Raw genomic sequence first — 13719 nt, forward strand, 5'->3', positions numbered from 1 at the left:
CGCATCTTGTTCTGCTTGTAATTTTCTTTCTACAGAACTAGCTAAACCTCTTGGTAACTGAATCCTCTTCATTAAAACTGCAATTAATTCTATCCCTTCAGCCTGTTTTTCTAGGTTCACTTTCATTTTTTCTAGAATCTGTTTTTCTATTTTAGCTCGCATACCAGAATGCATGTCTTTCGCAAAAAACTGCGCACAAACATCAGAAGCAGCAGATCTAAAGACACTTGTTATCACAGATTCGTAATCTGGACCTAAGTTTTCTAAAATAGAAGTAATTTTAGTACCATCTAATCTGTGTAGAATAGAAATTTCAGAGTTTACGCTTAATCCCTCTTTACTTGGTAAACTTAATAATAATTTAATGTTTTTTGTTTGGGTAGACTCTTTTACAACTTTACTAATTAGCGGATTGTAAATTACAGTTCCTTGGGTTTTAACATCACCAGAAAATTTACCTAAAGTTTGTTTTATGCCAACCTCTCCTGGTCTAATAACTGCACAACTTGTAAATAAACCCATTACCAATACTAGTAATCCGAATTTTTTCATGTCTAAAGATTTTAAATTTAACACTAACAAAACTAATAGTAATACTTTTATTAATGCGATTTTATTAATTGATTTTATTGATTTAATTATTGTAAATTCTTATGGTTTGTAGGGTTTTAGTTAATTTTTCATAAAATTTTATGGATCTAATATTTAACTGTTAAAAAGGAATTAAAATTTTCTAATAATTTTAAAATTTATCATCAATTAAATACAAAAAGACTTCTAGAATATTCGAAAGGTTTAAATTAGATTAATTTATATTTGTTGTTGATAGTTATAATAGAATAAATGAGCAAAAAAATATCTGGTTTTTCAAAGTTTACCAAAGAGGAAAAATTACAATGGTTGGCAGAAAATTATTTTCAAAATAATACAAATGCCATAGAAATTATAAAACAATATTGGAATGATGATGAAAAACTGCAGCAGCTACACGACGATTTTATAGAGAACACGATTTCTAACTTTTATATGCCAATGGGAGTTGCCCCAAACTTTGTAATTAATAACAAAGAATATGCAATACCTATGGTTATTGAAGAGAGTTCTGTGGTTGCAGCAGCATCTTTAGTAGCCAAATTTTGGAGCACAAGAGGAGGTTTTAAAACCAAAGTTTTAGGTACCACTAAAATTGGGCAAGTGCATTTTATGTATGCTGGAAATAAAGATGATTTGGTAGCTTATTTCAATAAAAATAAAACAGAATTATACGCTGCAACTGCTTCCATTACCAAAAATATGGAAAAACGTGGTGGTGGAATTTTAGACATACAATTAGTTGATAAAACCGAGAAACTAGACAATTATTATCAATTACACATCACCTTTGAAACGAAAGATTCTATGGGTGCAAATTTTATCAATTCTTGTTTAGAAGCCATTGCTACTAAATTTAGAAATGATGATATAGAAATTGTAATGAGTATTTTGTCTAATTACGTTCCAGAATGTTTAGTGAAAGCAGAAGTAAGTTGTAAAATAGAAGATTTGGGTGGTGAAAATCCACAAAAATTTGCAGAAAAATTTTACCAAGCTGTACAAATTGCTGCTGTAGAACCTTATAGAGCAGTTACTCATAATAAGGGAATAATGAATGGTGTTGATGCTGTGGTTTTAGCTACAGCAAACGATTTTAGAGCTGTAGAAGCTGGTGTACACGCTTATGCTTCAAGAAATGGATCTTACACAAGTTTATCTCATTGTGCTATTGATGATGGAATATTTAAGTTTTGGATAGAACTGCCATTAGCTTTAGGAACTGTAGGTGGTTTAACAGCTTTACATCCGCTAGCAAAATTATCTTTAGAAATGTTGCAAAAACCCTCTGCAAAAGAGTTGATGCAAATTATGGCAGCTGCTGGTTTGGCTCAGAATTTTGCAGCTTTAAGAGCTTTAACAACTAAAGGTATACAGCATGGACATATGAAAATGCACTTGCAAAATATTTTAAATCAATTAGGAGCAACTGACCTTGAAAAAGAAAAAATAGAATCTTTTTTTGAAGGAAAAACAGTATCTCATTCAGCAGTGGTTACTAAGTTTGAAGCAATTAAAAAAGAGAAAACAAATTGGGTGCATTTTTCTGACAAAAATGAATTAAAAGGTTTATTATCCTCTTTAAAAGCAGACGCAAAACCTGTTTTTGGTAAAATGAACGGACAACAAATGATAGAACATTTAAGTCTACTTATGAGAATTTCTAACGGAAGAATTAATGCGGATGATTTTGTTGAAGATGAAAAATCAGCAAGAAGAAAAGAGTTTTTAGATACGGATGGTGAATTGCAAGTAGGTTTCAAACCAAAAACACTTTCAGAAGAACCTTATCCTCCAAAATATAATTCTATCGAAGAATCTATAGACGATTTAATATTTCAAATAGAAAAATTTCACCATCACTTTAAATCTGCCAAAACAGAAAACCATCCATTTTTTGGAGAACTAGATTATGCGTATTGGCAAAAATTTCATGTAAAACATTTTACACATCATTTTAAACAATTTAATTTAGTGTAATGAATTTTTATTCGAACGGAAAATTACTTTTAACAGGAGAGTACCTTGTTTTAGATGGATCAAAATCGTTGGCACTACCTACCAAATTTGGGCAAGATTTATCGGTTGAAAAAATAAACGAACCAGAGATTATTTGGGGAAGTTTTACCCATAAAGGAGAATGTTGGTTTGAAGCAATTTTCGATTTAAAAAAACTACGTTTAAAGTCAGCAACCTTTAACTCAGATAAAGATGGTGGAGCAGATTTGATAGCAGAAACTTTATTGGATATTTTAAAGGAAGCAAAAAGTATGAATCCAGATTTTTTGAATTTAGAAAACGGATTTGTTGTAAAAACAAGATTAACTTTTCCTAGAAATTGGGGGTTAGGAAGTTCGTCAACATTAATAAACTCAATTGCATCTTGGGCAAAAGTAGATGCATTTCAACTTTTATGGAATTCTTTTAAAGGAAGTGGATACGATATTGCTTGTGCGCAAAACAATACGCCCATTTTTTATCAAATAGAAAATAAAAAACCTGTAGTAGCGCAAGTGAAATTCAATCCTGCTTTTAAAGAAAATATATTTTTTATATACTTAAATCAGAAACAAGATTCTAAAGAAGGTATTGCCAAATTTAGAGAAAGTGGACAAAATTTTGAGAAAGAGATTCAAAGAATTTCCGAAATTTCTAATGAGTTTTTAGAGGTTAAGTCAATTTCCGATTTTGATAAATTAATTGTAGAACATGAAGAAATTATTGCATCAATAATAAAAATGAAATCTGTTAAAGAAAAATTATTTGCAGATTATCATTTGGGTGAAATAAAAAGTTTAGGTGCTTGGGGTGGCGATTTTGTGATGGTTACAGGAAATGAACAAACACCAGATTACTTTAAAAATAAAGGATATGATACTATTCTTTCATATTCAGAAATGATATTATGAATAGCATAATTATAATTGGAGGAGGAGCAGCAGGTTATTTTACAGCCATAAATGCGAAGGAAAACAATCCAGATTTAGACATTACAATTCTAGAAAAAGGGAAAGATGTTTTGCAGAAGGTAAAAATTTCGGGAGGAGGAAGATGTAATGTTACGCACGCTTGTTTTGAACCTAAAGAATTGGTGAAATTCTATCCAAGAGGAGAAAAAGAATTGTTGGGGCCTTTTCATACTTTTATGACAGGAGATACTTTTGAATGGTTTGATGATAGAGGAGTTCCTTTAAAAATAGAGGAAGATAATCGTGTTTTTCCAGAGGCAAATACAAGTCAAGCAATTATAGATTGTTTCCAAAAAGCTGTTGATAAACTAAATATTAAAGTGTTAACAAATAGTGGTGTAAATTCCGTTTACCAACAAGAAAATAAATGGATTGTAAACACAAAAGAGCAAACTTTTAAAGCAGATAAAGTTGTAATTGCTGCAGGAAGTTCTAAAAAAGTATGGGAACTTTGCAAAACCTTATCTCACAATATTATAGCTCCTGTTCCGTCTTTATTTACTTTTAATATCAACGATCAAAGAATTTTAGATTTATTAGGCATTTCTGTGCCCAATGCAACTGTAAATATTGTGGGTACAAAGTTAGAAGCTTCAGGACCTTTATTAATTACACATTGGGGTTTGAGTGGGCCTGCTGTTTTAAAATTATCTGCTTTTGGTGCCAGAGTTTTGGCAGACAAAAATTACCAATACAATGTAGCCATTAATTGGTTGTCTAAGCCCATAGATAAAGTGTTAAATATATTACTCAACTTAAAAAAGAAAGAACCCAGAAAAACGGTGATTTTAAAATCACCTTTTGCAGAAATTTCGAAACGTTTGTGGGAACGTTTTGTAGTGTTTTCTAACATTTCTAAAACTCAAAACTGGGCAGATTTAAGTAATTTACAGTTAGAAAATTTAGCCAATGAACTTACCAAAGGAATTTATAATGCCAATGGTAGAACCACTTTTAAAGACGAATTTGTAACAGCTGGTGGTTTAGATTTAAAAGAAATCAATTTTAAAAATTTTGAAAGCAAAAAACACAAAAACCTCTTTTTTGTGGGTGAAGTTTTAAATATTGATGCGGTTACAGGCGGTTTTAATTTTCAGAATGCTTGGACAGGTGGTTATATTTGTGCAAAAGCGCTGGCTAAAAATTAATTTTTTTACAAAACGAAATTCTTATGAAAGTTAAATTAAACTTCTTCATAAAATAGATGACAGATTAAAAACCAATAACTAAAAACTACAAACCATTGTTATGGCAAGAACCGAATCCAACGAATTTAAAATAGGTACAAAAGCTCCAGATTTTACCTTAATCAATACTGTTAACAATCAGAATGTTTCTTTACAAGAAGCAAAAGGTAAAAAAGGAACTGTAATTATGTTTATTTGCAACCATTGTCCTTTTGTAATTCATGTAAATTCAGCATTGGTAAAATTAGCAAATGATTATCAAGAAAAGGACATCAATTTTATAGCCATCAGTGCTAATGATGTAGAACATTATCCACAAGACGCTCCTGAGTTAATGAAAGAGTTGGCAAAAAAAGAACACTATCCTTTTCCGTATTTATATGATGAAACACAAGAAGTAGCCAAAGCTTATGATGCTGCATGTACACCAGATTTTTATGTATTTGATGCAGATTTAAAATCTGTTTATCATGGACAGTTAGATGATGCTAGACCAGGAAATGAAAAACCTGTTACAGGAAAGGATATAAGAAAAGCATTAGATAATTTATTAGCCAACAAAAATCCATTAGAAAACCAAAAACCCAGTGTAGGTTGTGGTATTAAATGGAAGTGATTTTTTGGTTTCGCTAATGTTTGGTTTATGAAAAGTAGCAGATTAAAAAGCACTTACATTTCAATAAGCAATATACTTAATTTAATAGAATAGCGATTCAGGCACGAACCTAAACCGCTATTTTTTATATACATTGTAGCTGTAGTTTTTCTTTCCGAATGTTTGTCATTTCTTTTTCAAGTTTCTGATAAGTCTACTGAAAATATAGATATGACTTATCATATTCACAACTCCAATAGTAGTAAATGCCCACCACATAGTTCCTAAATCGTAATTATAGAATTCGATTTCAAAAACTTGCGGAAATGCTACAATTAAGTCAGTAAATCCAAAAATATTAAACACCCAAGTTAAGGCTATGGCATATTTCCATTTATTTTTCAAAGCAAAAGCTGTAATAACAGCAAGTATAGCAGTACTATAATCCCAAATTCCTACAGTAAATGCCAAATCATCAGGAAATGCATCATAAACTTGAGTGTCAACCATAAATACCATTCCTAAATACCGAAGTCCGTGAATTAGTACCATTGGTACAAGAGCATCATAAATTGAAAGTTTGGCGAGTTTTGGAAATACGAACCATTTAAACGCAAAATAAAATGTTAGCAAACCTGCAGCAGTTTGCATATTGAAAATTGTAAAATTGTCCATAATTTATTTGTTTAATAATTGTTTTAATTTTTTTGTGTTGATGAGAAAGCCTTGACTGAATAAATAGCAGATATAAATACAAAAAATGTACGTATCCAATGAAGAATCAACCATAAGTTCAGTTTGCTTACTACTTCTTCTGAGGTATATCTTGAATCCATAAATCCAAAATTAGTAGGTAAATGATATATTGTAGTGATAGTACAAGCTATAAATAAACCTAGAAATGCTATAATCCAATTTTTACGTGTGTTTGTTTGACCTTTGGTATTTATAATCATTGCAATTGTTGCAATCAAAGCTGGTAATAAAATACCCATAGTTGGTGGCAAAAGATTGGGAAATTGAAGAGTAAATTGTTTTTGAAATGCCATTGGTTCTAACGTTTGCCAATACGTTCCAAATCCAAACCCGATAACAAGCATATTACCAAGAAAGGCAGAAATGGCTATTATAGAAATATAGGGTAGTGTTTTTTTCATAATATTAAAGTTTAGTGGTTAAGGATATGTGCTGATTCATATTTAAAAAAGTGATTCATTACTGATTTCTTAAAAAGTAAAAAAACAGCTATGCTTTGAATAATTAAGGTGAAAAATAGAGAACTATAAACAAGTGTGGGACTAGCCGTTTCTATCGACATTGGATGAATGTATTGTGTGGCTATTCCTGTAGCATAATCAAAAGCTCCAAGTGCGTTATACATAATTAATAATGCCCATATTTTTGCGCCCTTGCCTTTGAGTAAATAATATATAACTATTGGAACTAGTAGTCCTAATATAGAATCTGTAACCCAAGGTGCAAGCCAAGCATCAGGATTGTTTCCACCATTCATTTCTAATGTAGAAAAGAAAAATAACGTTTGTACTCTTAAAGCAGTGAGTAAGGTTATAGCAACAATTATATAGATTATTTTTGGCGGTTTTTTTGAGTACTGTTGGTTATCCATTAGTTGTTGGAATAGGTTGTTTGTTTAATTGTTTAAAAATATATTTTGGTGCTAATCTGCTCATCAATTTTAGTTGTGAGGAAAGCCCAGGCGTTATTTCTTCCTTTCCTTTAATGAAATCTTTCCAAAACAGATTGGCTAATTTTTGTGGTGGCATAGGTTTAAATTTGCTCTCTTCTGCTGAACCAACATTATCAAAAATTGGGGTATCAACCACAGGAGGCAAAAGTTCAACTACCTTTATTTGGTGTGATTTTAACTGTGGGCGAATTCCTTTTGTCCAAAAATGCAAAGCAGATTTAGTACCTGAATAAACAGGTGCTTGTGCAAAAGGTACATAAGCCAATCCCGAAGAAGTATTTATCAAAACTGCATTTTTACTTTTTTTGAGTTGCGGAAGAAAGTAGTGCAACACTCTAATAGGCGAATTGTAGTTAATTTCAATTTCTTGCATTAGTTTTTGCAAGTCATTATCCTCATTTCCCGCATCTACCAAATTCATAATGCCTGCATTATTGATAAGGATGTCAACCCCATCAAATTTTTCTTGAATATCATCAGCTAGCATTCTGACTTCCGCATCATCTGTTACATCACTTTGAAATATATGAATGCTTGGAAACTCTTTTTGTACCGTTTCTAATTTGGAAAGATTACGACCTGTAATTATTACAGTATTATCGTTTTCCATAAATTTTTTGGCAAGTGCAAGCCCAATTCCTGAACTTCCGCCTGTAATTAATACTTTTTGATTATTGTATTTCATTTTACTTTTGTAATTTTACTATTGAATTGAAAGTAAAAATAATAATTACTATCGAATTAATAGTAAAAAAGATGAAAAATAAATTTCGGTCGAGTTGTCCAATTGCTTCTACCCTTGATATCATTGGCGATAAATGGTCATTGCTAATTATTAGAGATATGTTGCTTGGACACAAGAAAACATTTAAAGAAATTTCAGCTTCGGAAGAAGCTATTGCACCAAGTATTTTGTCTGCAAGGTTAAAATTATTGGAATGTTTTGAGTTGATTACAAAAAGGAAATTACCCGAAAATTTGAAAGAAAACACTTATTTACTTACGGAAAAAGGAATTGCATTAGCTCCAATGATTACAGAAATAATACTATTTGCAGATAAAAATTTTCGTCAATTCAATCCAAAAATGTTTTCTATTTCAGAAAAAGGATTTAATAATGATAAGTTAATTGTTATTCAACATATTCAGAATGGCTATCGTGAATTTGTTCAAAATACGATAAGTTAAATAGGTGTTCTTCGGTTTTTTAAATTACAGCTAACTTAAGACGAATATGACGTCGTTTTAATGACTTATATTCGAAGTTAGCGAAGTTATAAGAAAATAAGTTTAGAGACAAACTAAATTATACTACCAAACTCTCTTTTATACTTTGTAACTTTGTATTTTTAAAAACTTACAAGTATGAACATAGAAAACGCACAAAAACAGGTAGACGATTGGATTAAAAATCACGGAGTTCGTTATTTTAACGAACTTACAAACATGGCGCAATTAACAGAAGAAGTAGGAGAGGTTGCCAGAATTATTGCAAGACGTTATGGAGAACAAAGCGAAAAAGAATCTGATAAAAACAAAGATTTAGGTGAAGAGTTGGCAGATGTTGTTTTTGTAGTGTTATGTTTGGCAAACCAAACAGGAATCAACTTACAAGATGCTTTTGAGAAAAAGTTAAATTTAAAAACGAAAAGAGATCACAATCGTCATCAAAACAACCAAAAATTAAAATAATATGACTTTTTTACAGAAAATAAAACAACCCTTATTTTGGCAAAACTTTGCAAAAGTTGCCATTCCTTTTTTTATTCTGGTAACCTTAATTTCTTTATTTATGAATAGTTGGCGAGATATTTTTGCAGGTGATTTTGCAAAAGTAAATACCACCAATTTTGCTAACGGAAAATGGAAAAGTTTCTGGGGTTTAAAAGTAGTAATTAGTACATTTTATGGTATTTGGGTTACCAATAAAAAAATGAAATAAGTGGTTTGTCATTCCTGCGAAGGCAGGAATCCAGAAAGAGGTTTTTAAAAACTTAAAAAAGTCACTATTTAAAAAAAGTGTTTTAATTGTTTTTTTAGCTTTTTATGTAAAAAAAAATATAGATTCCTGCCTTCGCAGGAATCAAAAAAAAAGTCAGTTTTAAATTTTTAAAACTGACTTTTTTTATAATCTAAAAAATATAACTTTTAATCTAGCTGAATCAAATCAATATCACTCTCTTTTACTTTTTGGTTCAGTTGTTTTACACCATTGGTAAAAAGCGCATTTAATTTTACCAATTCAGCATTTATTTCTTTTGTAATTTCATTTTTAAAATCGATTGCTTGTTGCGTTGGTGCATAATTTCCCATTCTAGTTAATGAGTTTAAATGTGCTAATTTGTTGTTTAAACGTATTGGAAAATTTAAAGGATCTTGCCCACTTTTAGATTTGGTTTGGTATAAAGTTTCTTCAATTTTAGTCATGTCTTTTACCAAATTGTCTGCATATTCTAACAACGCTTTGTGTTTTTCTTTGTCTTTGATAGATTTTTTTAACAAACCAACCTGACTTCTTACTTTTTTCACATTCTTTAAAGCTTTGTGTATTTCCGTCATTTTTTTGTTGATATCATTGATAAAATCAAACTGAGCTTTCATATCACTTTCTGTCGCTTCAGAAGTTGGGTTTCTCAGAATATTAAAATTCTGAGTCATTTTTGTATCATTTACAGCCAACTCAACTTTATAATTACCGGGTAAAGCCATTGGGCCACTTAAAGATGCCCACCATAAAATCATCCCTTTTACAGACTCAGCTCCAGGATACATCATGTTCCAATAAAAAATATTATTTCCGTCTTCAACTTTTAACGTTTCTTCCTCTTTTTCTTTGTCTGGTTTTGTGCTATATTTTTTTATTAAATGATTATTTGAATCAAAAAATGAAAGTGAAACTACATCCTTTTCTCCTTTTTCTTTGATAAAATAATTCACAGCAACACCTCCTGGATGATTGGTGCCAGCAGTTCTAGAGGTTCTTCCACGACCACCACTCATATTGTAAGCGTCCTTTGGTTTGTATAAAACAACATCTTGTTTTAAAACGTTTTTGTTTAATTGATGGATTGGTGTTAAATCATCAATAATCCAAAGAGATCTTCCTTGGGTTGCTACAATTAAATTATCGTTTTTAATAGCCAAATCTGTTATTGGTACAATTGGTAAATTTTGTTGAAAAGCCTCCCAATTTTTACCATCATTAAAAGAAATATACATCCCTTTTTCTGTACCTGCATATAGCAATCCTTTACGATTTGGGTCTGCTCTTAAAGCTCTTGTAAAACTTTCTTCCTCAATACCATCCACAATTAATTTCCAAGATTTTCCGTAGTTTTCTGTTTTGTAAATGTATGGTTTGTAATCTCCAGACTTATACTTTGTACCTACAATATAGGCACTTCCTTTATCAAAAGGATTTACTTCTATACAATTAATCATCATCCATTCTGGCATTTTTTTAGGAGTTACATTTGTCCAATTTGCGCCATTATCTTTAGAAATGTGTACCAAACCATCATCTGAACCCGTCCAAATTAAACCTGGTTCTAAAGCAGATTCTGTTGCTGCGAAAATGGTTCCATAATATTCTACACCTGTATTGTCTTGTGTAATGGGTCCTCCAGAAGATTTTAAAGTTTTTGGATCATTTCTAGTTAAGTCTGGACTAATTAATTGCCAAGATTGACCTTCGTTTTCTGTTACATGTAAATGATTAGAGGCAGCATATAATCGTTTTTTATTGTTAGGAGAAAAGAAAATAGGAAAATTCCATTGAAAACGATATTTAAAATCTTCTGCTCCATGACCCATAGGATCGTCTGGCCAAACATTAATCGCTCTGGTTTCTCCAGTTTTATGATTTTTTCTTGTCAATAAACCACCATAACTTCCTCCATAAACAATATCATCATTTAAAGGATCTACAGCAATATGTGCACTTTCTCCACCTGCAGTAGATTCCCAGTCAGATTCTGTAATAAACCTACCAGCAGTTCTGTGCGAAATTCTTACAGTAGAATTGTCTTGTTGCGCAGCCAATATTCGGTAAGGAAAATGGTTGTCTGTGGTAACTCTATAAAATTGAGAAGTGGGTTGATTCATATATGTACTCCAATTTTCACCTGCATCAAAAGAAATTTGTGCACCACCATCATCTCCTATAATCATTCTTTGATTGTCTTCTGGCGCAATCCATAAATCATGATGATCTCCATGAGGTGCATTGTACGTTTTATATGTTTTTCCTCCATCTGTAGATTTGTGATAACGTACATTTAGCACATATAAAATATCTTCATCTTGCGTATCTGCATACAAACGTGTGTAATACCAAGCTCTTTGACGTAGTTTACGTTCAGAGTTTATCAAACGCCAAGTTTTACCAGCGTCAAAAGATTTGTAAACGCCTCCTTTTTTATTTTCAATTAAAGCATACACAATATCAGAATTTACAGGAGAAACTGTTACACCAGAAATACCCCAAACACCTTTTGGCAAGCCTTTGTTTGTAGAAATATTTGTCCAAGTTTCACCTTCGTCTGTACTTTTCCAAATTGCAGAACCCTCTCCACCAGAAGATAAACTGTAAGGAGTTCTTCTAATGTTCCAGGTAGTGGCGTATAAAATTCTCGGGTTGTTAGGGTCGATTATTAAATCTACAACTCCTGCATTTTCGTTAGAGAATAATACTTTTTTCCAAGTTATTCCGCCGTCAATAGTTTTATAAACACCTCTTTCTTGGGTTGGTTTGTACAAATCTCCCATAACTCCAGCAAAAACAATATCTGGGTTTTTTGGGTGAATTCGAACTCTAGGAATATGTCTTGCGTTTTCTAATCCAATATGAGTCCATGTTTTTCCTCCGTTTTCAGATTTCCACATACCGTCTCCAGACGAAACATTACCACGAACGGTTTTTTCTCCCATCCCCACATAAAGTACGTTATTGTCTGATTCAGCAACAGCAACTGCACCTACAGAACCGCCAAAAAATCCGTCAGAAATATTCTGCCAAGTGTTACCAGCATCTGTAGTTTTCCAAACACCACCACCTGTTGCGCCCATATAAAAAAGATTGGCTTTACCAGAAACCCCAGTAACAGCAGCACTTCTGCCTCCTCTAAAAGGGCCAATATTTCTATATTTTACTTCGCTAAAATATTGGTTAGAAACTTTGGTAGATTTTTTTTGTGCATTAACTTTGGCATTTGCAGAAATTAGCAAACAAAATGCCATAAAAAGTAGTTTTTTCATCTTGGTAAGTTGTTGTATTAAAGTTTAAAAGTAAGAATTAAAATCAATTTTTAGAATGGACATATTGTTAAATGTTTTAAAGGATAAAAAAATAAAGGAAGAAATTACAATTTCTGGTTCTAAAAGTGAATCGAATAGATTGTTGATTTTGCAAAACTTATTTCCAGAGATTTTGATTGAGAACTTATCAGATTCCGACGATTCTGTGCACATGCAACATGCACTTTCAACAGAAGATGAAGTTGTAGATATTGGTCATGCAGGAACTGCAATGCGTTTTTTAACTTCCTATTTTGCTGTAAAAGAAAATAGAGAAGTGGTTTTAACTGGCTCTCAAAGAATGCAAAATAGACCGATAGAAATATTAGTAAACGCATTAAAAGATTTGGGTGCAGAAATTTCTTATGAAGATAAAGTTGGGTATCCACCCATAAGAATCAAAGGGAAAAAAATCACTAAAAATAAAGTTCAAATTAATGGAAATGTAAGTAGTCAATATATTTCTTCTTTATTATTGATTGCTTCAAAATTAGAAAACGGTTTAACCATAGAATTGTTGGGTGATATTACTTCTATACCCTACATAAATATGACTTTAAGCTTATTACATCAATTGGGTATTAAAGCAACTTTTAATGGAAACATTATTGAAGTATTACCAAAAACATCTATAGAGAAACAAACCGTAGTTGTAGAATCAGATTGGTCTTCGGCAAGTTATTTTTATTCGATTATTGCCTCTGCAGAAATCGGCTCTTCCATTCAATTAACCGCTTATAAAAAAGAAAGTTTACAAGGCGATTCTTGTTTGGCTGAAATTTACCAACATTTTGGAGTCACTACTTCTTTTGGTGATAATTGTATCACTTTAAAAAAAGAAACTGCAACCACACAAAAAACTTTAGAAATCGATTTAAAAAATGCGCCAGACATTGCGCAAACCATTGCAGTTACATGTTTTTCTGAAGGAATCTCTTGTAATTTAACAGGTTTACACACCTTAAAAATTAAAGAAACAGACAGGTTAGAGGCTTTAAAAGCCGAATTAACAAAATTAGGAGCTATTATTTCTGTAACAGATAAGAGTTTACATTTAGAAAAATCATCAGGAATCGAAGAAAATGTTGCTATTAAAACCTATAATGATCATAGAATGGCTATGGCTTTTGCACCTTTGGCTCTAAAAGTTCCTATTAAAATTTTAAATGCAGAGGTGGTTACAAAATCGTTCCAAAAATTTTGGGATGATATGCAACAAATTGGTATTAAAATAGATAAACTTTAAATTAAACAGGCAAACACTTGACAACGCCTATTTCGATATCGTATCTTTGCAACTTTTATAATAAAATATATTTATGAAATTATCAAACTTCGAATTCGAGTTACCAGAAGAATTATTAGCAAAATACC

14 protein-coding genes and 1 pseudogene are annotated in these 13719 nt (G+C 31.4%); 9 read left to right on the forward strand and 6 right to left on the reverse strand.

Annotated features, from left to right (window positions below; translation table 11 throughout):
- Positions 1 to 552, reverse strand: a 552-nt coding sequence (locus ACTG3S_RS04340; RefSeq protein WP_439128149.1) for a prohibitin family protein, incomplete at its 3' end; no start/stop codon positions are given.
- A 291-nt stretch (positions 553 to 843) separates the two neighbouring features.
- Between ACTG3S_RS04340 and ACTG3S_RS04345 the strand changes: the two are divergent.
- The 5 genes and pseudogenes from ACTG3S_RS04345 to ACTG3S_RS04365 form a co-directional block, all read left to right on the forward strand.
- Positions 844 to 2112, forward strand: a pseudogene (locus tag ACTG3S_RS04345) (hydroxymethylglutaryl-CoA reductase, degradative); the annotation flags it as partial.
- Positions 2113 to 2244: 132 nt separating this feature from the next.
- Complete coding sequence (locus ACTG3S_RS04350; protein WP_439128191.1) at positions 2245 to 2571, forward strand: DUF1569 domain-containing protein; 327 nt, start codon at positions 2245 to 2247, stop codon at positions 2569 to 2571.
- The gene (locus ACTG3S_RS04355) at positions 2571 to 3500 is read left to right on the forward strand and encodes a GYDIA family GHMP kinase (RefSeq protein WP_439128150.1); all 930 of its coding nucleotides are present in this window, start codon (positions 2571 to 2573) and stop codon (positions 3498 to 3500) included. Before ACTG3S_RS04350 ends, ACTG3S_RS04355 begins: the two co-directional genes overlap by 1 nt.
- Complete coding sequence (locus ACTG3S_RS04360) at positions 3497 to 4708, forward strand: NAD(P)/FAD-dependent oxidoreductase (RefSeq protein ID WP_439128151.1); 1212 nt, start codon at positions 3497 to 3499, stop codon at positions 4706 to 4708. Before ACTG3S_RS04355 ends, ACTG3S_RS04360 begins: the two co-directional genes overlap by 4 nt.
- Positions 4709 to 4808: 100 nt before the next feature.
- Positions 4809 to 5363 carry a thioredoxin family protein gene (locus ACTG3S_RS04365; RefSeq protein WP_439128152.1) on the forward strand — a complete coding sequence of 185 codons (555 nt, stop codon included), beginning with the start codon at positions 4809 to 4811 and terminating at the stop codon, positions 5361 to 5363.
- A 165-nt stretch (positions 5364 to 5528) separates the two neighbouring features.
- On the opposite strand, the gene ACTG3S_RS04370 is transcribed toward ACTG3S_RS04365, so the two are convergent.
- The 4 genes from ACTG3S_RS04370 to ACTG3S_RS04385 are packed head-to-tail and all read right to left on the reverse strand — an operon-like array spanning position 5529 to position 7735.
- A complete protein-coding gene (locus ACTG3S_RS04370) occupies positions 5529 to 6017 on the reverse strand; it encodes a hypothetical protein (protein ID WP_439128153.1) in 489 nt (162 codons plus the stop codon).
- A 23-nt stretch (positions 6018 to 6040) separates the two neighbouring features.
- Entirely contained in the window at positions 6041 to 6499 is a 459-nt protein-coding gene (locus ACTG3S_RS04375; RefSeq protein ID WP_439128154.1) for an anthrone oxygenase family protein, read from the reverse strand.
- An 11-nt stretch (positions 6500 to 6510) separates the two neighbouring features.
- Positions 6511 to 6969: a hypothetical protein gene (locus ACTG3S_RS04380; protein ID WP_439128155.1), complete on the reverse strand. Its 459-nt coding sequence runs from the start codon at positions 6967 to 6969 to the stop codon at positions 6511 to 6513.
- Positions 6962 to 7735: an SDR family oxidoreductase gene (locus tag ACTG3S_RS04385; protein WP_439128156.1), complete on the reverse strand. Its 774-nt coding sequence runs from the start codon at positions 7733 to 7735 to the stop codon at positions 6962 to 6964. The genes ACTG3S_RS04380 and ACTG3S_RS04385 overlap by 8 nt, the downstream gene beginning before the upstream one ends.
- Before the next feature lie 71 nt (positions 7736 to 7806).
- On the opposite strand from ACTG3S_RS04385, the gene ACTG3S_RS04390 reads away from it, so the two are divergent.
- From ACTG3S_RS04390 to ACTG3S_RS04400, 3 genes are all read left to right on the forward strand, one after another.
- The gene (locus tag ACTG3S_RS04390; protein ID WP_439128157.1) at positions 7807 to 8238 is read left to right on the forward strand and encodes a winged helix-turn-helix transcriptional regulator; all 432 of its coding nucleotides are present in this window, start codon (positions 7807 to 7809) and stop codon (positions 8236 to 8238) included.
- Positions 8239 to 8415: 177 nt separating this feature from the next.
- A complete protein-coding gene (locus ACTG3S_RS04395; protein ID WP_439128158.1) occupies positions 8416 to 8742 on the forward strand; it encodes a nucleotide pyrophosphohydrolase in 327 nt (108 codons plus the stop codon).
- A 1-nt stretch (position 8743) separates the two neighbouring features.
- Positions 8744 to 8992 (forward strand): hypothetical protein, encoded by a 249-nt coding sequence (locus ACTG3S_RS04400; protein WP_439128159.1) that lies wholly within the window; start codon positions 8744 to 8746, stop codon positions 8990 to 8992.
- Between the two features lie 206 nt (positions 8993 to 9198).
- On the opposite strand, the gene ACTG3S_RS04405 is transcribed toward ACTG3S_RS04400, so the two are convergent.
- Entirely contained in the window at positions 9199 to 12306 is a 3108-nt protein-coding gene (locus ACTG3S_RS04405; protein WP_439128160.1) for a VPS10 domain-containing protein, read from the reverse strand.
- A 55-nt stretch (positions 12307 to 12361) separates the two neighbouring features.
- Between ACTG3S_RS04405 and ACTG3S_RS04410 the strand changes: the two genes are divergently transcribed.
- Complete coding sequence (locus ACTG3S_RS04410) at positions 12362 to 13591, forward strand: 3-phosphoshikimate 1-carboxyvinyltransferase (protein WP_439128161.1); 1230 nt, start codon at positions 12362 to 12364, stop codon at positions 13589 to 13591.
- Positions 13592 to 13719 lie beyond the last annotated feature (128 nt).

The sequence above is a fragment of the Polaribacter sp. genome (genome assembly GCF_965656025.1).
Classification (GTDB): domain Bacteria; phylum Bacteroidota; class Bacteroidia; order Flavobacteriales; family Flavobacteriaceae; genus Polaribacter.